Origin of the sequence: Laedolimicola ammoniilytica, assembly GCF_025567165.1 — a bacterium.
GTDB classification, from domain to species: Bacteria; Bacillota; Clostridia; order Lachnospirales; family Lachnospiraceae; genus Laedolimicola; species Laedolimicola ammoniilytica.
The window spans coordinates 141,092-161,693 of sequence record NZ_JAOQKC010000004.1; the positions used below are offsets into that span (position 1 = coordinate 141,092).

The following is a 20,602-nucleotide window of genomic DNA, read 5'->3' on the forward strand; positions in this document are numbered from 1 at the left end:
GGATTCTATCTTATGCTGATCGGAACTATTGTCACTTTCATCAATCTGTTCATTTTCGCGCTGATCGTCGGTGGACTGATTTACCTTTTTGTCCTGCTGGTAAAAGCCCTGCGGAAATACCTGAAAGCAGAGCCCGTTCGCAAAGAAAAGGCAGAGACTGCCCGTACTCTGGGCGAGATCCTGAAAGCCCATCGGGCTGCGTGCAAAATGACGCAGGAATTCGTAGCCGAGGCCCTGGGCGTCAGCCGCCAGGCCGTCTCCAAATGGGAGAGCGGAGTTTCCCATAGTTAAAGATACCACACCAAATATGATGAACCCACGCTTATACACTACCAGCTATAATAAGCCGTAAGGACAGCAATTTGACACTGCTGTCCTTTCTTTATATAAAATTGCAGTACACAGAAAAAAGCTGTAAAATAATAAATATATTTGTCCTTGTAACAATTCTCGGACATTTGCCTGTTATACTATCTGCAAAAAGAAAAGGAAGTGACAATATGAAGCAGATTTTAATTGTCGAAGACGATAATCTTTTGAATAAAACGCTTACTTATAATTTGGAATTGGACGGTTACACAATAACTTCTGTTCTGAATGCAAGGACAGCCGCTGAATCATTAAAAACAAACATTTTTGATTTGGTATTGCTGGATATAAATTTACCAGACGGAAATGGTTATGACCTATGCCGTCTTATCAAGCCAGAGCATCCTGATACAGTAGTTATATTTCTAACTGCCAACGATCAGGAAAGCGATCAGATACGAGGATATGAAGCTGGTGCAGTGGATTATATCACGAAACCTTTTTCGATTAGTGCTTTGCAGCGAAAGATCAAAGCCATGTTCGCTATGTTGGAACATCACAAACCAGCTAAGGATATTTACGAGGATGGTAGCCTGTTTCTGGATTTTTCGGAACAATTTGCAAGTTTGAACGGGAAACCATTAGCGCTTTCTGCGATGGAATATAAAATGCTGAACCTATTTCTTAAAAATCCGAAGCAGGTACTTACCCGCCAACAACTTTTGGAAAGGCTGTGGGACATTGATGAAAAATATGTAGATGAACATACCCTTACTACTTCTATCAGCCGCATTCGCAGTAAGATTGAAGCGGATGGCGACACATATATCAAAACGGTTTACGGTATGGGGTATCAATGGACAGGAGGCGAAAAGAAATGAAACTGAATAACCTTTCTGCTAAGAAAATTTGTAGACTGATTAGTGCTGGCATGGTTTTCTCTATGCTGGTAATTACCGGTATTCTCGGCGGTATAATGCAGGATATACGAATTTTCATAGCAGGTGGAACATTGACACTCTGTGCATTTTTCTGGATTTGGCTATTGGTGCTGTCTTTTGGAAAACGCCTTTCTCATTTTACTTCTAATTTGTGCCGGACGCTGGACAACATGATTGATGGAAACGAGGAATTACAAAAGTCAAATGATAGTGAAACTCTTTTTGCCCGTATCAACCACCGCTTAATCCGGTTGTATGAGATTATGCAGGAAAATCGGCACAAGGTAGACATGGAACGACAGGAGCTTCAAATGCTGATTTCTGATATTTCGCATCAAGTCAAAACGCCTGTCAGCAATTTGCAAATGGTAACGGACACACTTTTAACAAAGCCTGTTTCAGAAGAAGAACGGATGGACTTTTTGCAAGGCATACGCAGTCAGACTGATAAACTGGATTTTCTGTTCCAAGCACTGGTTAAAACATCCCGGTTAGAAACCGGAGCAATACGATTAGAAAAGAAAGACAGCAGCTTATTCCATACGCTTGCACAAGCTATGAGCAGTATTGTATATGCCGCAGAGAAAAAAGAAATTGCTGTATCCGTGGATTGCCCGGAAAATTTGATAATCTCCCATGACAGCAAGTGGACAAGCGAAGCCCTTTTCAATCTGCTGGACAATGCAGTAAAATACACTCCGTCAGGTGGAAAGATTTCTGTATCAGTGGTTCAGTGGGAAATGTACGTAGAGGTCAAAGTGACCGACACCGGCAGGGGCATTTCAGAAAGCAATCAGGCTGCCATCTTTCGGCGCTTCTATCGTGAGGAAGAAGTACACGATCAACAGGGTGTGGGAATAGGTTTGTATTTGGCTCGTGAGATTGTAACAAGGCAAGGGGGCTATATCAAGGTCGTTTCAGAGCTGGGGCAAGGCTCAGAATTTTCTATTATGCTTCCTGTAAGGTAAGATACAGCCACTTTTTTTGAAATGTCCGAGCGTTGTAACATTTCATCTCGATTTTCGATAAAAATTTTTCCTACCTCGGACATTTGTGTAACATTTGTGGTTTACAATGACTTCATCAACAGGTAGAAAGCCTTGAAAGGAGCATTTGAATATGAGCATTTTACAAACAATCGACTTAAAGAAGTATTACGGCACAGAACCAAACATCACTCGTGCCCTTGATGGTGTAAATTTTACTGTGGAACAGGGAGAATTTGTTGCCGTAGTTGGAACTTCCGGCAGCGGCAAGTCTACGTTACTCCACATGATGGGAGGACTTGATACCCCCACTTCCGGCAGCGTGATTGTACGGGGGGAAGAACTTGCGAAAAAGAATGATGATGAATTGACAATTTTCCGCCGTCGTAACATAGGGTTTATTTTCCAAAACTACAATCTGGTTCCGATTTTGAATGTATATGAAAACATCGCCCTGCCTGTGGAATTGGATGGTGATACCGTAGATAAGAAATTTATGGACGAAGTTGTGTATATGCTGGCTTTAGAAGATAAGCTGGAAAATATGCCAAACAATCTTTCAGGCGGTCAACAGCAGCGTGTAGCGATTGCACGAGCTTTAATTACAAAGCCGGCGATTGTCCTTGCTGACGAACCGACTGGAAATCTCGACAGCAAGACCAGTGCAGATGTGTTAGGGCTTTTGAAACGTACCAGCGGAGAATTTAATCAGACCATTGTAATGATTACTCACAATAACGAGATTGCCCAGCTCGCAGACCGCATTGTGCGGATTGAGGATGGCAAAATTGTAGGTTAAAGGAGGTGGGAATTATGAATTATCCTTTTGAAAATGATACAGAGAGAATAGAGAAAAGGATTGCTGAAAAGAGTGTATTCTCTGAAAAGAATAGGACATTTCTAATCAGAGTTATCATCTTGATTGCGGCATTTCTGTTGAGCTTTTCTGGTATTCTTTTGTGCAATGCAACGCTTAGTACGCAGCAGATCGCCCATGTAAATAATACAACTGAAGCAGTAGGAACTGTTTTAGGAATTGTTATTGTACTTCTTTGTACGGCAGGGCTGGCTGTCAAAAATATTCTTTATGTATCTGTACTGCAACGAGTACATGAATTTGCACAATTACGGGCAATCGGCGCAACATACCAGCAAATTAAATCAGTGGTCAAGAAAGAACGTGACAAAATAGCAAAACCTTGCATTGTGTTGGGAACAGTCATCGGTTTTCTGGTAAACATAGTTTTACCACTTCATTTTTACTGGATACCAAGCATTGTATGTGCGGTAATCTCCGGCATATTTATTTGGATTATCACAGCTTTGGCTTTTCAAGCACCAGCGAAAATGGCTGCATCTACATCACCAATAGAAGCACAACATACACAGGCAACAAACTATTTTAGAAGTGTTGGGGCAAAGCGTAAACTTACGCCTATAAGAATCGGGTGGATGTATTGTAGAGCCAATAGAAAGAAAGCTGCCTATACATTTTTATCTCTCATTATGAGTGGGATTTTAATGTTCGGTGTTTTTTCAATATTGAATGCGATAAATCCCGAAAGACTTGCGTCACAACCTTACCAGGGAAATAGTGATGTATTTGTACTACTAAATTCAACGGCTGATGAAGAATCCACCTATGATTTAATGAAATCTACACCATTTACAGAAGAAAAAAAGCAAAAATTGTATAACATTTCAGGTGTAAAAGATGTTTATGAATTGTATATGCTGGACGGCATTCTGACAAATTCAGAGGGGGAAAAATTTGAACTGTCCATTGAAAATGCTGTAAATCCAGAAACATTTAAAAATGAAATTGTTGAGGGTATGCAACCAAGTCATGAATTACAGAATGGAGCAATTCCTGTTGCTATCAATAGACAGTCTCCTTATTATCAGAAACTGAATATGCAGCTTCAAGTTGGAGATTATCTGCCGTATATCATAGATACAGGATATGGTCAAAAAGAAGTGGAGTTAGTTGTAAGCGGATTTGTAGAAAACAGCGATACTGGGCTTGTTATTTATACAAGTGGTGAAAATATGAAATCACTGTCAGAAATGAATTGTACGCTTGCATGGTATATTTGTTTGGATGATAACGGAAAAGACGTAGCAACAGAGATAATCAAAGAAATTTTTATAGATGACGACAGAGTTGATGTGTCTGTTTTGGCTGATGATGTTATGGCATTGGAAGATTACTTCCATAATGCGAAAGTCATCATTACAGTTTTGGTGGTGCTTATTAGTCTGTTTTCATTTATAAATATGCTGAATACCAGCATTACAAATGCCATTGCCAGAAGACACGACTATGCACTACTGGAAGCTACAGGTATGACAAAATTGCAGTTGCGAAAAGTACAGCAGTCGGAAAGTTTCATCTATCTGGTTGGAAGTTTTATAGGAAGCTGCATTTTAGGCATACCAATCGGATTGCTGCTTTGTACCCAAATATCAAAAATTCCCGGACTTTCATACTTTGAATATCACTTCCCAGTTCTTTTTGTGCTTTTATACTTTGCTGCGGTTGTGATGGTCTATCATGTAGTATCAGTATATCAAAAGAAATCTTTGCAACAGCACTCAATTATAGAGCGCATTAGAACGATAGGCTAAGTTTTAATAATCCGTCAGCTCCACAATTACATTACTCTGCTGATACAGCCAGTCCGTAAATTCTTTCGGGCTGGCTGTTCCTGTTTTTACAGCCTTTTTTCTCTGCAAGGCTTCTTTCTTAAAGTCGGAAAAGGCAGCCTGTATTTTTTCCAGACGGTCAGCCGGAAAGCCTGCGGTATTTTTTACCCGGTTTATTTTGTTGCGCCAGTTCTGGCATTCATTTTTATAAAGCAGGTCATAGTTATTTTCTCTTGCCCTTTCGTCAAATTCCCGCTTGTTTTGAAGCGCCTGTGCTTTTCGGCACTTGTCGCTGCACAGTTCATACCGCTGGCTCTTTGCCAGAAAATATTTCCCACAGACCTTGCACTGCCGGAAGCAAAGCCCCCAGTCATTCAGCCGGTTCAGATAATAGGTAATCAACGGGTAGAGGGACGCATAGGCAGACACACATTCTTCTGTGCGCCGGTTGTCCGGAAACCAGAGGTCAAGTCGGGTATCTTCTGATGGTGCGCCTTTGAAATAAAGGCTGCCAGCTTGAAAATGTTTCGGTTTTCCTGTCTCCCTGTCAAAGCTCATGGATTCGTTTTGGAATACCCCGGTCAGTCTGCTCATTTTATCCATGAAGCGGTCACAGGCAGTGTTACGGTCACGGGGTTCTCTGGCAAGCAGATAGCTGTTCCAGATACGGAACGCCACATACATTTTCAGAGGGTCATTGCTAAGATATTTTCCCCAGAGAAATTCGCTTGCCGCCTGTTCCAGCTCCGGCTGTTTCCATCGGTTGGAGTGGAGGGCTTGCCGCAGCGGAGAAAGCCCGTATAAGTTCCAGTCTCTGTCCGTGTCACGCTCAAAGTTTATCAAAAAAGTTCCCAGCGGGCGTGTCATATCACAAAGCACCTCTGCGTTTTGGCTCCCGTTCAGCCGGAAGCGGATCTGCTGTTCTTCCCCAATCAAAATCCGCTCTTTCATTTTCTTCCTGTCCAGCGTCAGGACAAACAAAATCCTCTCAAAACATGGCTCATGCCGTATAAACTGATTCTCCATCCCTATCCCCTGCCTTTGTCTATGGTAATTATATAATTTAGTTATATCCGTTACACTCATGGTATCGCAGAAGCATTGTTTTGTCAAGGATAGTCCGCTATGATGATTGCAGTTGGTAATTTCGTGCCACACAGTACCTTGACAAGTGAATGACCGTCCAAAAGGGATATGACCGGCAGGAGAAGTGACGCATCCGGCGCACCAATGCAGGGAAACACCGCAGGAATGGGGCAGGAAAACGGATTTTGGGGAGAACGGCAACAGGAAGCATTTTAACCTATTTGATTTATGGGAGGAACAGAATGAACGATAAAAAGAGATTGAACAGCTATGAGGATTTACCGCTGGTTCTGGATGTAGCGGACATTCAGCGGATTATGGGAATTTCAAGAGCGAGCGCCTATGAGCTAGTACACACACCCGGCTTTCCGGCGTTCCGCAGGGGTAGGCTTATCAAGGTCAGCAAAATTGCTTTCTTTGAATGGATGGCAAAAGGCTCCGAAACCGTACCGAGAAGCGACAAATAAGCGTGAGGTATCATTCCCTGACTGCAATACTGCCGCACTTTCCAAAGGAGCATACAGAGGGAAAAAAACTTAAAAATGATACCGAAACGCTACACCAAAACAGCCTATCTGTGTACATCAGGTAGAAATGGAGAAAGGAGCCGGTTATGGCAAGAATGAGCAACAAGCGGCGGCTGGAATGGTCTTTCTTCTTAAATGACCGCAGCCGTATCACTTACAACGAACTGTGCCGGAAATGCCAGCACGAATGTAAACAGAGCTTCCGGGCGGTTGTGGTTGACTGCCCGAAGTATCTTTCCAAGCGTTCCAAGAAAAAGGACAAAACTGCCGGAAACGGCAAAATCCCTTAGGAACTAAGGGCGCACTTCTATACATAGTCTAAAGACCATGTATCGTGCGTCCTGCGGAGCTTACCTCTGCCGCTGATAAAATCAGCAATCCGAGGTCTGCGTTCGCTTTGCTCCGACAAGGTGGCTACACCCCCTTGCGCCGCTAAAGCGGCTATCCCCTGTGTACCCGCCGCAAAGAGAAATCCGCTTTGCGGTTTTCCCTTTTCATCGGGTTTTATAGAAGCACTGACACACGGACTGTCTGCGGATGGTCTTTCTTTATCTTATCAGCAAAGGATGTGAGAACATGGAAAAATCTTTGGAACAGTTGAAGCAGGAATATGAAAAAACCACTGTCCTGCTGGAACGGGAAAAACGGAAAATGCAGCGTTTGAAAAACCGGCAGGCGTATCTGGAAAGCGGTTCCCGGAAACAGAGGACGCACCGGCTAATTACCCGTGGGGCAGCCGTTGAGAGCATTGCGCCACAGACAAAGGAGCTATCCGAAGCGGAATTTTATTCCCTCATGGAAAACATTTTGAATCTGCCGCAGGCGGAGCATTTCATCCGGTCTGCCACTGAGAACCACGCCCGTATTTCCGGGCAGGAGAAAGGCGGTGACTAAGGATAGCACTTTATCATTTTTCAATCGCACAGATAAAGCGTAGCGCCGGTCAGAGCGCCATTGCAAGCGCAGCCTACCGATCCGGGGAGCGTCTTTACAGCAGCTACTATGGAGAAGTCAGCGATTACACCAAAAAGGGCGGCGTGATTGCTTCGGAAATCATGCTGCCGCCCCATGCGCCGGAAATATATCTTGACCGGGCGACCCTCTGGAATGCTGTGGAGAGCTGCGAGAAACATCCAAAAGCACAGCTTGCCTATTCCTTTGATATTGCCATGCAGAATGAATTGACGCTGGAAGAAAACATGGAGCTGGCAAGGAAGTTCGTGCAGGAGCAGTTTGTGGCAAAAGGCATGATTGCCGATCTTGCTTTTCACAACCCGGAGAAAGAGGACGGCGGCATCCCTAACCCGCATTTCCATGTGATGACAACCATGCGCCCTTTGAACCCGGATGGCACATGGGGACAAAAACAGCGGCGGGAATATCTTCTTGATGAAGATGGAAACCGAATCCGGGATAAAAACGGCGATTATATGTTTAACGCTGTCCATACAACAGACTGGCATGAGCCGGAAACGCTGGAACACTGGCGGGAGCAGTGGGCGGCAGCCGTTAATACAAAATTTGAGGAAAAAGGGCTGGATGTGCGTATCGACCACCGTTCCTATGTGCGGCAGGGGCTTGACCTGATACCTACTGTCCACGAGGGAGCTAATGTCCGGCAGATGGAAGCAAAGGGCATCCGCACCGAGAAAGGGGAACTGAACCGCTGGATTAAAGCCACCAACCGGCTTATACAGGATGTGAGGAAGAAGATCAAAGCCCTGTTTGTCTGGATGGCAGAGGTAAAAGAAGAACTTTCCAAACCCCAGACACCGAGCCTTGCCGACCTGCTGATCGCTTATTACAACCAGCGCAACGCAGGGGCATGGAGCAATAAAGCCAGAACCGGAAACTTAAAGCAGTTTGCCGAAGCCGTCAATTATCTGACGGAAAACAAGCTGCTCACATTAGAGGATTTGCAGGAGCGTCTTTCCTCTGTCAGTGAAGAATTTGAAGCATTAAGCGGCTCCATGAAAAAGAAATCTGCCCGGATAAAGGAATTGCAGGAATTGATACGGGAGGGCGAGAATTACCAGCGGCTAAAACCTATTCATACGGAATTGAACAATATCAAGTTTAAGAAACAGAGGGAGAAATTTGAAACATCCCACGATGCGGAGTTACGGCTGTTTTATGCCGCCCGCCGTATTCTGAAAGAAAAACTGGACGGAAAACCCATTGCCCTGAAAGCATGGAAACAGGAATACGCACAGTTAAAAACAGAGTATGCCGAACTGTCTCCGCAGCACAAGCCGCTCCGGGAGGAAGTCATACGGCTGCGGCAGGTGCAGAACGCCGTAGATACCGCACTGCGCCGGAGGGAGCAGCCACAGGAAGTACAGAGAAAGAAACACGAGATGGAATTATGATATAATCGGCAGCTTTACCGCTGCCGGCATTTTTATGGAGGGAGCATTTGAATGTATTTGAAGCGGTGAAACAGTCTGTTACCACCCGGCAGGCTGCTTCATTCTATGGAATCCGGGTGGGGAGAAACGGCATGGTCTGCTGTCCATTCCACAATGACCGCACGCCCAGCATGAAAGTGGACAGCCGCTTTTACTGCTTCGGCTGCGGGGCTTCCGGGGATGTGATCGACTTTTCCGCTTTGCTGCATGGATTGGGGAAACGGGAAGCTGCGGTCAGGCTTGCGGAGGACTTCGGCGTTTCCTATGAGAAATCCGGCAATGCGCCGCCAGATAGGAAGCGTCACAACAGGTCACAGCCCCGACAAAAATCAGCGGAGCAGAGATTTCAGGAAACGGAACGGTATTGTTTCCGGGTGCTATGCGATTATCTGCGCCTGTTGGAGCATTGGAAAACAGCATACGCCCCACAGCCGCAGGATGCCATCTGGCATCCTCTTTTTGTGGAAGCGTTGCAGAGGATAAGCTACACAGAATACCTTTTGGATATTTTGTTATACGGAGAAATAGAAGAAAAAGCGGCGTTGATCGCCGCACAGGGAAAGGAGGTGCTGCGGCTTGAACAGCGAATTTCAGAGATTGCCGCTGGAAACGCAGGAAGCGGTCAAAAAGACGATGGACACAATGGAACCGGCGCAGACACCAGCAGAAATCCGGGAGACATTAGAGGGGACGCAGAAAGGCGGCGTGAAGAACAGCATCCGAAACTGCCTGACGGTGTTCCAGCGTGACCCGCTGTTTCGTGGGGCGCTGCGCCTGAACCTTTTGACGGAGCAGATTGACATTGTGAAGCCGCTGGGCTGGGAGCGCACCAGTACCACGCTGACCGACATGGACATGAACTACCTGCTTTTGTATCTGGAAGAAAATTACGGGCTTACCAGCGAGAAAAAGGTGCAGAGCGCCATCAAGATTGTTGCCAATGAAAACCGCTACCATCCGGTCAGGGATTACCTGAACAGCCTGCAATGGGACGGCACAGAGCGCATCCGTTACGCCCTGCATCACTTTCTGGGAGCCGATACGGACGAATACACCTATGAAGCCTTGAAACTGTTCCTGATAGGAGCCATCCGGCGGGTATTCAGACCGGGGAGCAAGTTTGAGGTCATGCTCTGTCTGGTTGGTGGTCAGGGAGCCGGGAAATCTACCTTTTTCCGGCTGCTGGCAGGTAGGGACGAATGGTTTTCAGACGATTTGAAGAAGCTGGACGATGAAAATGTGTACCGCAAGCTGCAAGGGCATTGGATTATCGAGATGTCGGAGATGATTGCCACAGCCAACGCCAAGAGTATTGAGGAAATCAAGTCATTCTTAAGCCGCCAGAAAGAAACCTACAAAGTGCCGTATGAGACACACCCGGCAGACCGGCTGCGGCAATGTGTATTCGGAGGGACGACCAACCGGCAGGACTTTTTACCCCGTGACCGCACCGGCAACCGGCGCTTTCTCCCCGTGACGGTGTACCCGGAACGGGCGGAGGTTCACATACTGGACGATGAAGCGGCGGCGAGGGCGTATATCGAACAGATGTGGGCGGAAGCCATGACGATTTATCGCAGTGGGAAGTATAAGCTGTCATTCAGCATAGAAATGAACCGATACCTGAACGCCCATCAGCAGGACTTCATGCAGGAGGACACACAGGCTGGCATGATCTACGCCTATTTGGAGGACTACACCGGTGACAGGGTATGCTCCAAGCAGCTTTATGAGGAAGCGCTGGGGAACTTAAATTCCCCGGCAGACTGGGAGACACGGGCAATCTGCGAGATTATGAATACCGGCATTGCGGGCGGCATTATACAGGGCTGGGCAGCCTACAAAAGCCCGAAGCGGTATAAGAAATACGGTTCTCAAAAAGGCTGGGAGCGTGTCAACCAAGACCCGCCGGAGGGGGACGGTTTTCAGGAAATCACGGAAGAAGAAGCCCGGCAAATGGAACTACCATTCTGAAAAGCCACCGGTTAACAGTTTGGTTGACGCTTCGGTTGACAGCCGGTTGACGGGGAAAAGCCTGATATTTGGGGCATTTCTCTCCTTTGTCAACCATGTCAACCAAGAAATCAAAGAAAAAGTAAAAAGTAATAATAGAGCGCCTGTGGATTGTTTTCAAAGTCTTTTCTGCCGGTTGACACGGTTTGGTTGACATGAAGACAGTCTGCGGCTGTAAACCTGCCTGACATTCCCTTGTCGGGCATATTTCATTTATGGAGGTAACTGCCTATGGCAAAAAGCAAAAACGAGAGCAATAACAAAAACAGCGGCACCCTGCTTACCGAAAAAGACGGCACCCAGTATTTTGTCATGGGGAAAGTCCGTATCAAGGTATCGGAGCATTTCGCACAGGATGGGAAGCCGCTTGACAGTCTGCTGGAAGATGTGATCCAGCACGCTGCCGCCGCTTCCTGAAAAAATACGGAATAACGACTGTCAATCAGCCCACGCTTATGATATACTTGTACCAGCGAGTATTGTATAAGCGTGGGTTGTTTCTTTTAGAAGGAGGATTTTTAACCGTGAAACAACCATACAATACAACGATTTATAACACTGCACTATATTTGAGATTGAGCCGTGACGATGAATTACAGGGGGAAAGCGGCAGTATCCAGACCCAGCGCATGATGCTTAGGCAGTATGCCGCAGAGCATGGGCTGACCGTTGTAGACGAGTACATTGACGACGGATGGAGCGGGACAAATTTCGAGCGTCCAAGCTTCCAAAGGATGATTGATGACATCGAGGACGGGAAAATCAACTGCGTTGTCACAAAGGACTTATCCCGTCTGGGAAGAAACTATATCCTGACCGGTCAGTACACGGAAATCTATTTCCCCAGCAAGGGAGTACGCTACATTGCCATCAATGATAATGTGGACACCATCAACGGAGAAAGCGAGCTTGCCCCGTTCTTAAACATCCTGAATGAAATGCACGCCCGACAGACCAGCAAAAAGGTCAAGGCTGCCATGCACACAAGATTTGCCAATGGCGCACACTATGGAGCCTATGCACCGCTGGGCTATGTAAAAGACCCGGACAAAAAAGGTCATCTTCTGATCGACCCGGAAACACGCTGGATTGTAGAGAAGATTTTTGATCTTGCCGTACACGGGAGGGGAGCCGCCAGCATTACACGGATTCTGGTGGAGGAGAAAGTACCTACCCCCGGCTGGCTGAACTATGAAAGATACGGGACTTTCGCCAATATCTACGCCGGTGCGCCTCCAGAAAAAGCCTATGCGTGGACGATTGCACAGGTCAAGAGCATTTTGAAAGAGGAAACCTACATCGGTCACAGCGTTCACAACAAGCAAAGCAACATTTCATTCAAGAACAAGAAAAAGGTGCGGAAGCCGCAGGAAGAATGGTATCGTGTGGAAAATACCCACGAAGCCATCATTTCCGAAGAAGTGTTCCAAAAAGTTCAGGAGCTGATTGCAAGCAGACGCAGACGACAGAAGAATGGCACAACGCAGATATTTTCCGGGCTGGTAAAATGTGCGGACTGCGGATGGTCATTGGCTTATGGTGTAAACAGCCAGAACAAAAATCCCTATGCACACTACCATTGCAGTAAGTACGGACAGGGATTACGCCAGTGTTCCATGCACTATATCCGCTATGATGTGCTGTATGCCTATGTGCTTGCAAGACTGCAATACTGGTCTATGCTGGCACAGAAAGACGAGGACAAGCTGCTGAAACGGCTGCTCAATGCCAGCGACAGAGAAAGAAACTCTGCGAAGAAAAAGCAGGCTGCGGAGCTGAAAAAGGCGGAAAAGCGTAAAGCCGAGGTTGACGGGCTGTTTGCTAAAATGTATGAGGACTGGTCTGCCGGACGCATAACCGAGTATAACTTCAATATGCTGTCCGAGAAGTACCAGAACGAGCAAAGGGAGCTTGAAACAAAAATAAGGCAGCTTCACGAAACGATGGAAGCCGCCGTACAGACCGCAGCGGACGCTGAAAAGTGGATTGCCCTGATGAAACAGTATGTCAACCCTGTGGAGCTGACCGCCGAACTTCTGAACACTCTAATTGAAAAAATAACCGTCCACGAAGCTGTCAAGGGCGAGGACGGAAGCCGTGAGCAGGAAGTAGAAATCTACTACCGCTTCATCGGCAAAATCGACTGACCTTTCTTTTTTACCAAACAATATCTTTAATTAAGGGAAACGGGCGCGTCCGATCCCAGCACCGCGAATCTCATCGCCATTGCGAAGCTTTACGGGGCGTCGGCGGAGGAAATACTGCGGAAAGTAAGGAAAGAAGAATAGACCTTGAAAAATCCTCCGCAACTCTGTATACTGAAAGAAGTTGCGAAAAGGGAAGTAAAAAGAATCAGCCCGGCGTCGCCGGGCTGATTTTTATGCAGTGAAATTATTCTTCGATGAGATACGGCTTCAGAATGTTCAGAATAGAATCCAGTTCCTCGTCCGCATGGATGCTCAGGTCGATCGGCTTGGACAAATCTAGGCTAAAGATACCCATGATGGATTTAGCGTCAATGACATAGCGTCCGGAAACCAGATCGAAATCTACGTCGAACTTTGTAATATCATTTACAAAGGATTTCACTTTCTCGATAGAATTCAGACAAATTTTGACTGTTTTCATGACAATACCCTCCTGATAATAACTTCTATAGTTTCGATCTTAATACCGGGGGTAATAAAAGTCAATGGGAAATCACATAATTTTGGAAAGAGGTTTGAAAATGGAAAAAGTAGCACTCCATAATTTGGGCTGTAAGGTAAACGCATATGAGACAGAAGGCATGCAGCAGCTTCTGGAACAGGCAGGGTACGAGATTGTGCCCTTCGAGGACAAGGCGGATATCTACATTGTCAATACCTGCTCGGTGACCAACATTGCGGATCGAAAATCCCGGCAGATGCTGCACCGGGCGAAAAAGCAGAATCCGGAGGCCCTGGTGGTAGCGGTGGGCTGCTATGTACAGACAGCAGAGGCTGAGCTGCGTGAGGATGCTGCGGTAGATTTACTGATTGGAAATAACAGGAAAAAAGATTTGCTGGCGATTCTGAAAGCTTACGAAGAGGGCGTGGACGAGGAAACGGTTATTGATATCAACCACACAAAGGAATATGAAAATATGACGGTCACGAAAACCGCAGAGCATACCAGAGCTTATGTGAAGGTACAGGATGGCTGTAATCAGTTCTGCAGCTACTGTGTAATTCCCTATGCCAGAGGACGGGTCCGCAGCCGGGAGAGCGCTGACGTCTGCGCGGAAATCCGGGAGCTGGCGGCTGCAGGCTACCGGGAGGTGGTTCTGACCGGCATTCACTTAAGCTCCTACGGCGTGGATCTGGAAGGAGAGAATCTTCTGACTTTGATTCAGGCGGTAAATGAGATAGACGGCATTGATCGCATCCGTCTGGGCTCCCTGGAGCCCCGGATTATCACAGAAGAATTCGCGGAAATGCTGGCAAAGATGCCGAAGTTCTGTCCTCATTTCCACCTGTCCCTGCAGAGCGGCTGCGACGCCACCCTGAAGCGGATGAATCGTCGCTATACCGCGGAAGAATATGCAAAGAGCTGCGATCTTCTCCGGGAAAAATTCGCCCATCCGGCCCTGACCACGGACGTCATCGTGGGATTCCCTGGCGAGACAGAAGAGGAATTTGCGGAAACGGTGGAATTCCTGAAGCGGATTCATTTATTTGAGACCCATATTTTCAAATATTCCAGAAGAAAAGGAACCCGTGCCGCTGTCATGGAAAACCAGATTCCCGAGCAGATGAAGACTGAGCGCAGCCATGTGCTGCTGGACCTGGACGCAGAGCATTCCAGGCAGTATATGGAGGAGCTGAAGGGCCAGCCGGTGGAGATCCTGATCGAGGAGAAAATCACCGTAAATGGCGTGGAATACCAGGTGGGCCACACCAAAGAATACATCCGCGCGGCTATCATTTCCGAGAAAGATCTGACGAACCAGATTATTCCGGCAGTGATTGGGGATACTATAGAAGAACGTCTGTGCGCTGCGAAGCCGTTAAATCGGATCTAGGACTTGTATTTTTACAAAAGATAGAGTACAATAGTTGGTAGTGGTGTCAGGAGCGTGAAAAAATATGAGTAAAATGGATAGCACACAGAATTTCAAAGTATTGCCGGAGTCTGAGAACCGGGTGGGAGATATTCTGAACCAGGTTTATCAGGCGATGACAGAAAAAGGATATAATCCGGTCAATCAGATCGTGGGTTATATTATGTCCGGAGATCCGACCTATATCACCAGTCATAACAACGCCCGCAGCCTTATTATGAAGGTGGAGCGCGACGAGCTGGTGGAAGAACTTCTGAAGGTATATATCGAAGCGAAGCTGTAGGAGCGGAAAGAAAATAACAAGACACAGGAGTCGTATATGAGAATTCTGGGACTGGACTTTGGTTCCAAGACGGTGGGCGTCGCAGTCAGCGATCCGCTGGGTATCACCGCCCAGCCGGTGGAGATTGTGCGGAGAAAATCCGAGAACAAGCTCCGGCAGACCCTGGCCCGCATAGAAGAACTGGCGAAGGAGTACCAGGCTGAGAGCTTCGTGCTGGGACTCCCCAAAAACATGAATAATACTCTGGGTGAGCGGGCCGAGAAGTCTCTTGCATTCAAAGAAATGCTGGAAAAGAGAACGGGCCTGCCCGTTGTGATGTGGGACGAACGTCTCACGACCGTGGCGGCCAACCGTGCCATGATGGAGGGCGGCGTGCGTCGGGAGAATCGCGGAGAATTCGTGGATTCCATGGCTGCAGCGCTGATTTTACAGGGCTATCTGGATAGCTTAAAGGTTTCTGAGACCGCTGCGGCTGCGCAGGCGGAAGATGAGGAGTAACTTACATGGAAAAGATTTCATTTACCCATAAAGAGACAGGAGAGACGGTGGACTTTTACGTGCTGGAGGAGACGCGGCTGAACGGCGTGGATTATATTCTGGTGACCGATTCGCAGGAGGACGACGGAGAGGCGCTGATTTTAAAGGATTTATCCGCTGACGGAGACAGCGAGGCTCTTTATGAAATCGTAGAGGACGATGGAGAGCTTGAAAGTGTCATGGGCATTTTCGAACAGCTTTTGGAGGATGTGGATCTCACCTTGTAAAGCAGGCTTCACAGGGAAAGGTGATTTCTATGGCAGTTGACAGAGACAGATTTAAGAGTTTATTAAAAGAAAAGGGATTTAAAATGACCAGACAGCGTCTGGTGGTGCTGGAGGTGCTGGCGGAGAATCCGGAGCAGCATCTGACGGCGGAAGAGATTTACGAACGAGTAAAAGTAGAAAATCCGGATATCGGATTGGCTACTGTTTATAGAACAGTTCAGTTATTGTTAGAGCTGGAACTGATTGATCGGATCAATCTGGATGACGGCTTTATTCGTTATGAGATTGGAAGCATCGAGGAGAAGGAACATCACAGGTACCATCATTTAATATGTATGAGATGCGGAAAGGTGTCCGCGTTTCAGGATGATATGCTGGAAGCGCTTGAGTCGGGGGTCAGAGAAGCGCTTGGATTTCAGGTGATCGATCATGAGGTGAAACTCTACGGATACTGTAAAGACTGTTTGGAAAAGGAAACAAATAACAGATTACAGGAGGAAAGAGTTTGAGAAATCTTAACAATTCAAAATTGCGGATCATTCCCCTCGGCGGACTGGAGCAGATCGGAATGAACATTACTGCCTTTGAGTTTGAAGACAGTATTATTGTTGTGGACTGCGGACTGTCATTTCCGGAGGATGACATGCTGGGGATCGACCTGGTCATCCCGGATGTGAGCTATCTGAAAGAGAACATCGACAAGGTAAAGGGCTTTGTGATCACCCATGGACATGAGGATCACATCGGCGCACTGCCCTATGTTCTGAAGGAAATCAATGTGCCGATCTATGCCACGAAGCTGACCATCGGTCTGATCGAGCATAAGCTCAAAGAGCACAACATGCTGAACCATGTGAAGCGCAAGGTGATTCAGCACGGCCAGTCCATCAATCTGGGAGCATTCCGGATCGAGTTTATCAAGACGAACCATAGTATCGTGGATGCGTCTGCTCTGGCGATCTATTCTCCGGCTGGTATCGTGGTGCATACCGGAGACTTCAAGGTGGATTATACGCCGGTATTCGGCGATGCTATTGATCTGCAGCGTTTCGGCGAGATCGGTAAAAAGGGCGTACTGGCCCTGATGTGCGACAGCACCAATGCGGAGCGGCCGGGCTTCACCATGTCTGAGCGTACCGTGGGTAAGGTGTTTGACGGGATTATGTCCGACCATAAAGATTCCCGTATCATTATCGCGACCTTTGCGTCCAACGTGGATCGTGTACAGCAGATTATCAATTCCGCTTACAAGTATGGCCGTAAGGTTGTTATCGAGGGCCGCAGTATGGTCAACGTCATTTCCACGGCGTCTGAGCTGGGCTACTTAAGCATCCCGGATAAGACCCTGATTGACATTGAGCAGATGAAGAATTATCCGGACGATCAGGTAGTTCTGATCACCACCGGAAGCCAGGGTGAGTCCATGGCGGCTCTGTCCCGTATCGCGGCCAATATTCATAAAAAAGTCCAGATTAAACCGGGCGATACTGTGGTATTCAGTTCCAAGGCGATCCCGGGCAATGAGAAGGCAGTTTCCCGTGTCATCAACGAGCTGTCCATGAAGGGAGCCAACGTCATTTTCCAGGATGCGCATGTATCCGGTCACGCCTGCCAGGAGGAGATTAAGCTGATTTATTCCCTGGTGCGTCCGAAATATGCGATTCCGGTCCATGGCGAATATCGTCACCTGAAGGCACAGGCGGATGTGGCACTGAGCCTGGGTATTCCGAAGGAAAATATCTTTATCATGACTTCCGGCGATGTGCTGGAGCTGGGTGGGGACAGCGCGAAGATCGTCGATCATGTCCATACCGGAGCCATTCTGGTAGATGGCCTGGGCGTCGGCGATGTGGGCAATATCGTGCTGCGTGACCGTCAGCATCTGGCGGAAGACGGCATTGTGATCGTAGTTATGACGCTGGAGAAACACAGCAATCAGATTCTGGCAGGTCCCGACATCGTATCCCGTGGCTTCGTCTATGTGCGTGAGTCCGAGGATCTGATGGAAGAGGCGAGAAACGTGGTAAATGACGCCGTGAACGACTGCCTGGACAGAGGAATCACCGACTGGGGCAAGCTGAAGAATGTGACAAAAGATGCCCTGAACGATCTGATCTGGAAGAAGACCAAGCGGAGTCCTATGATTCTGCCGATTATTATGGAAGTATAAATACGTAAAAGAGGAACCGGAATGAATACAAAAAAGGCAGCTTTGACAGTTTTATCGATCACGTTGAAAATTGTAGTCATTGCAGTGATTGCGCTGGGCATTTTCCGACTGGGCAGCATGGCGTTTTCCTACGGACATTCCGTATTTCAGGAAGAAGCTGTAGACCCGATGCCGGGAAGGACCATTCAGGTGACCGTGCCCGAAGGCACGTCCAAGACAGAGATTGCAAAGCTGCTGGAGAAAAAAGGACTGGTGGAGGATTGGAAGCTTTTCTACATCCAGGTCCTCTGCTCCAAATATTCCAAGACTATGAAACCCGGTACCTACACACTGTCCACGGCCATGCGACCACGTCAGCTGATGGCGGTGCTGTCCGGGGAGGATGTGGAATTTAACTGGGGACAAGAGGAAGAATCGTAAGTGATAGCAGGAGAGAGAACGACAGCCTATATCAATTCCCTTGATATGGGCAATACAGAGCTTTTAAATCAAATAGAGAAAGAAGCCTTGGAAACCTATGTGCCGATCATACGACGGGAGACGCAGAGCTTTTTGAAGACGCTGCTGGCGGCGGCGAAGCCAAAGTCTATCCTGGAAGTAGGAACGGCCATAGGCTTTTCTGCGCTTCTGATGGCAGAGTACAGTCCGGCGGATACACGGCTCACCACCATTGAAAAATACGAAAAACGGATTCCCATTGCAAAGGAGAATTTCCGCAGGGCGGGATGCCAGGATCAGATTACCCTGCTGGAGGGGGATGCTGCGGATATTTTGAAGGGGCTGACAGGAACCTATGATTTTATTTTCATGGATGCAGCCAAGGGCCAGTATATTCACTTCCTGCCGGAGGTATTCCGGCTTCTGGCACCGGGAGGAATCCTTCTGTCCGATAATGTACTGCAGGACGGCGATATCATCGAATCCCGGTTTGCCGTGGAACGCCGCGACCGAACCATTCACAGCCGTATGCGGGAGTATCTGTATACGCTGACCCATCACCCGGATCTGACCACATCGGTGCTGCCGCTGGGCGACGGCGTGACCTTAAGCGTAAAAAAGGAGCAGTTATGAGTGAAACAGTAAGAAAACCGGAGCTTCTGATTCCGGCCAGCAGTCTGGAGGTCTTAAAGACCGCGGTGGTCTTTGGCGCAGACGCGGTATACATCGGCGGCGAGGCCTTTGGTCTTCGCGCCAAGGCTAAAAATTTCTCCATGGAAGACATGAAAGAGGGGATTGCCTTCGCCCATGCCCATGGAGTAAAGGTTTATGTAACAGCGAATATTCTGGCTCATAACCGGGATCTGGAAGGCGTGCGGGCTTATTTTGAAGAATTAAAAGAGATTAAGCCGGATGCGCTGATCATCGCGGATCCGGGCGTCTTTATGCTGGCGAAGGAGATTTGTCCGGAGATAGAGCGTCATATCAGTACCCAGGCCAATAATACCAACTACCTGACCTATCAGTTCTGGTATCAGCAGGGGGCAAAACGGGTGGTTTCCGCCCGAGAGCTTTCCATGGAAGAGCTTCGGGAGCTGCGGGCGCATATCCCGGAGGATCTGGAAATTGAGACTTTTGTACACGGAGCCATGTGTATCTCTTATTCGGGGCGCTGCCTTCTGAGCAATTATTTTACCGGTCGCGACGCGAACCAGGGCGCCTGTACCCATCCCTGCCGCTGGAAGTACGCGGTTATGGAGGAGAGCCGTCCCGGCGAGTATCTGCCGGTGTATGAAAATGAGCGGGGCACCTATATCTTTAATTCCAAGGATCTCTGCATGATTGAGCATATTCCGGAGCTTCTGGAATCAGGCATTGACAGCTTTAAGATTGAGGGCCGCATGAAGACAGCGCTCTACGTGGCGACAGTGGCCAGAACCTACCGGAAGGCCATCGACGACTGTCTGAAGTCCCGGGAGCTTTACGAGGAACATATGCCCTGGTATAAGGAGCAGATTGCAGCCTGCACGTATCGGGAATTTACCACCGGATTTTTCTACGGAAAGCCAGACGAGAGTTCCCAGATTTATGATAACAATACGTATCAGAAGGGCTACACCTATCTGGGAATTGTTGGAGACGTGGATGCGGAAAATTATATCCATCTGGAGCAGCGGAATAAGTTTTCTGTAGGAGAAATGATTGAGATCATGAAGCCGGATGGAGAAAATCTGGCTGTCAGGGTAGAAGCTATCCTGAATGAAGAAGGCGAAGCCATGGAGAGCGCGCCCCATCCCCAGCAGAAGCTGCGCGTGAAGTTAAGCGGCAAAGCGGACGCCTGCGATATTCTGAGACGGAAAGAAGCATAGAAAAACGGTAGCAAGGTACCTATTGCCCTGTTTTTAAAACTGAATGTTGCATAAAAAGTAAGGGAACAAGTCTATCTGGCCT

At 47.7% G+C, this 20,602-nt stretch carries 24 protein-coding genes; 22 read left to right on the forward strand and 2 right to left on the reverse strand.

Annotated features, from left to right (window positions below; translation table 11 throughout):
• Positions 1–12 precede the first annotated feature (12 nt).
• From OCV63_RS04410 to OCV63_RS04430, 5 genes are all read left to right on the forward strand, one after another.
• Complete coding sequence (locus tag OCV63_RS04410) at positions 13–291, forward strand: helix-turn-helix transcriptional regulator (protein WP_158362329.1); 279 nt, start codon at positions 13–15, stop codon at positions 289–291.
• Positions 292–500: 209 nt separating this feature from the next.
• The gene (locus OCV63_RS04415; RefSeq protein ID WP_019162604.1) at positions 501–1,190 is read left to right on the forward strand and encodes a response regulator transcription factor; all 690 of its coding nucleotides are present in this window, start codon (positions 501–503) and stop codon (positions 1,188–1,190) included.
• Positions 1,187–2,218 carry a sensor histidine kinase gene (locus tag OCV63_RS04420; RefSeq protein ID WP_009260048.1) on the forward strand — a complete coding sequence of 344 codons (1,032 nt, stop codon included), beginning with the start codon at positions 1,187–1,189 and terminating at the stop codon, positions 2,216–2,218. Before OCV63_RS04415 ends, OCV63_RS04420 begins: the two co-directional genes overlap by 4 nt.
• 151 nt (positions 2,219–2,369) lie before the next feature.
• Entirely contained in the window at positions 2,370–3,035 is a 666-nt protein-coding gene (locus OCV63_RS04425) for an ABC transporter ATP-binding protein (protein WP_009260049.1), read from the forward strand.
• 14 nt (positions 3,036–3,049) lie between these two features.
• Positions 3,050–4,864, forward strand: a complete 1,815-nt coding sequence (locus OCV63_RS04430) for an ABC transporter permease (RefSeq protein WP_029732304.1) — start codon at positions 3,050–3,052, stop codon at positions 4,862–4,864.
• A 3-nt stretch (positions 4,865–4,867) separates the two neighbouring features.
• On the opposite strand, the gene OCV63_RS04435 is transcribed toward OCV63_RS04430, so the two are convergent.
• The gene (locus OCV63_RS04435) at positions 4,868–5,908 is read right to left on the reverse strand and encodes a DUF6076 domain-containing protein (RefSeq protein WP_009260052.1); all 1,041 of its coding nucleotides are present in this window, start codon (positions 5,906–5,908) and stop codon (positions 4,868–4,870) included.
• A gap of 302 nt (positions 5,909–6,210) precedes the next feature.
• Between OCV63_RS04435 and OCV63_RS04440 the strand changes: the two genes are divergently transcribed.
• From OCV63_RS04440 to OCV63_RS04475, 8 genes are all read left to right on the forward strand, one after another.
• Positions 6,211–6,435, forward strand: a complete 225-nt coding sequence (locus OCV63_RS04440; RefSeq protein WP_008368839.1) for a helix-turn-helix domain-containing protein — start codon at positions 6,211–6,213, stop codon at positions 6,433–6,435.
• 146 nt (positions 6,436–6,581) lie between these two features.
• Entirely contained in the window at positions 6,582–6,785 is a 204-nt protein-coding gene (locus tag OCV63_RS04445) for a hypothetical protein (protein WP_004614949.1), read from the forward strand.
• Between the two features lie 286 nt (positions 6,786–7,071).
• Positions 7,072–7,389 carry a DUF3847 domain-containing protein gene (locus OCV63_RS04450; RefSeq protein WP_009260053.1) on the forward strand — a complete coding sequence of 106 codons (318 nt, stop codon included), beginning with the start codon at positions 7,072–7,074 and terminating at the stop codon, positions 7,387–7,389.
• 2 nt (positions 7,390–7,391) lie between these two features.
• Positions 7,392–8,864, forward strand: a complete 1,473-nt coding sequence (mobQ, locus tag OCV63_RS04455) for a MobQ family relaxase (protein ID WP_077727571.1) — start codon at positions 7,392–7,394, stop codon at positions 8,862–8,864.
• A 47-nt stretch (positions 8,865–8,911) separates the two neighbouring features.
• Complete coding sequence (locus tag OCV63_RS04460) at positions 8,912–9,652, forward strand: CHC2 zinc finger domain-containing protein (RefSeq protein WP_024730557.1); 741 nt, start codon at positions 8,912–8,914, stop codon at positions 9,650–9,652.
• Positions 9,537–10,877 (forward strand): virulence-associated E family protein, encoded by a 1,341-nt coding sequence (locus tag OCV63_RS04465; RefSeq protein ID WP_055270962.1) that lies wholly within the window; start codon positions 9,537–9,539, stop codon positions 10,875–10,877. Before OCV63_RS04460 ends, OCV63_RS04465 begins: the two co-directional genes overlap by 116 nt.
• A 270-nt stretch (positions 10,878–11,147) precedes the next feature.
• Positions 11,148–11,333 carry a hypothetical protein gene (locus OCV63_RS04470; RefSeq protein ID WP_004849804.1) on the forward strand — a complete coding sequence of 62 codons (186 nt, stop codon included), beginning with the start codon at positions 11,148–11,150 and terminating at the stop codon, positions 11,331–11,333.
• 107 nt (positions 11,334–11,440) lie between these two features.
• Positions 11,441–13,063 carry a recombinase family protein gene (locus OCV63_RS04475; protein ID WP_024730556.1) on the forward strand — a complete coding sequence of 541 codons (1,623 nt, stop codon included), beginning with the start codon at positions 11,441–11,443 and terminating at the stop codon, positions 13,061–13,063.
• 244 nt (positions 13,064–13,307) lie between these two features.
• Here the strand turns inward: OCV63_RS04475 and OCV63_RS04480 are convergent, their stop codons facing one another.
• On the reverse strand, positions 13,308–13,544 hold the full coding sequence (locus OCV63_RS04480) for an HPr family phosphocarrier protein (protein ID WP_158362331.1): 237 nt from the start codon (positions 13,542–13,544) through the stop codon (positions 13,308–13,310).
• A gap of 100 nt (positions 13,545–13,644) precedes the next feature.
• Between OCV63_RS04480 and mtaB the strand changes: the two genes are divergently transcribed.
• The 9 genes from mtaB (at position 13,645) to OCV63_RS04525 (ending at position 20,520) form a co-directional block, all read left to right on the forward strand.
• Entirely contained in the window at positions 13,645–14,958 is a 1,314-nt protein-coding gene (gene mtaB / locus OCV63_RS04485; protein WP_158362338.1) for a tRNA (N(6)-L-threonylcarbamoyladenosine(37)-C(2))-methylthiotransferase MtaB, read from the forward strand.
• A 64-nt stretch (positions 14,959–15,022) separates the two neighbouring features.
• Positions 15,023–15,280, forward strand: coding sequence for an IreB family regulatory phosphoprotein (locus OCV63_RS04490; protein WP_158362340.1), 258 nt, complete (start codon positions 15,023–15,025; stop codon positions 15,278–15,280).
• Between the two features lie 36 nt (positions 15,281–15,316).
• A complete protein-coding gene (ruvX, locus tag OCV63_RS04495) occupies positions 15,317–15,778 on the forward strand; it encodes a Holliday junction resolvase RuvX (RefSeq protein ID WP_158362342.1) in 462 nt (153 codons plus the stop codon).
• Positions 15,779–15,783: 5 nt separating this feature from the next.
• Positions 15,784–16,044: a DUF1292 domain-containing protein gene (locus tag OCV63_RS04500; protein WP_158362344.1), complete on the forward strand. Its 261-nt coding sequence runs from the start codon at positions 15,784–15,786 to the stop codon at positions 16,042–16,044.
• Between the two features lie 29 nt (positions 16,045–16,073).
• Positions 16,074–16,553: a Fur family transcriptional regulator gene (locus OCV63_RS04505; RefSeq protein ID WP_158362346.1), complete on the forward strand. Its 480-nt coding sequence runs from the start codon at positions 16,074–16,076 to the stop codon at positions 16,551–16,553.
• Positions 16,550–18,214, forward strand: a complete 1,665-nt coding sequence (locus OCV63_RS04510) for a ribonuclease J (RefSeq protein WP_158362348.1) — start codon at positions 16,550–16,552, stop codon at positions 18,212–18,214. The genes OCV63_RS04505 and OCV63_RS04510 overlap by 4 nt, the downstream gene beginning before the upstream one ends.
• Before the next feature lie 21 nt (positions 18,215–18,235).
• Positions 18,236–18,634 (forward strand): endolytic transglycosylase MltG, encoded by a 399-nt coding sequence (locus OCV63_RS04515; protein ID WP_158362350.1) that lies wholly within the window; start codon positions 18,236–18,238, stop codon positions 18,632–18,634.
• Entirely contained in the window at positions 18,635–19,285 is a 651-nt protein-coding gene (locus OCV63_RS04520; RefSeq protein ID WP_331485509.1) for an O-methyltransferase, read from the forward strand.
• Entirely contained in the window at positions 19,282–20,520 is a 1,239-nt protein-coding gene (locus tag OCV63_RS04525; protein ID WP_158362352.1) for a peptidase U32 family protein, read from the forward strand. The genes OCV63_RS04520 and OCV63_RS04525 overlap by 4 nt, the downstream gene beginning before the upstream one ends.
• Positions 20,521–20,602 lie beyond the last annotated feature (82 nt).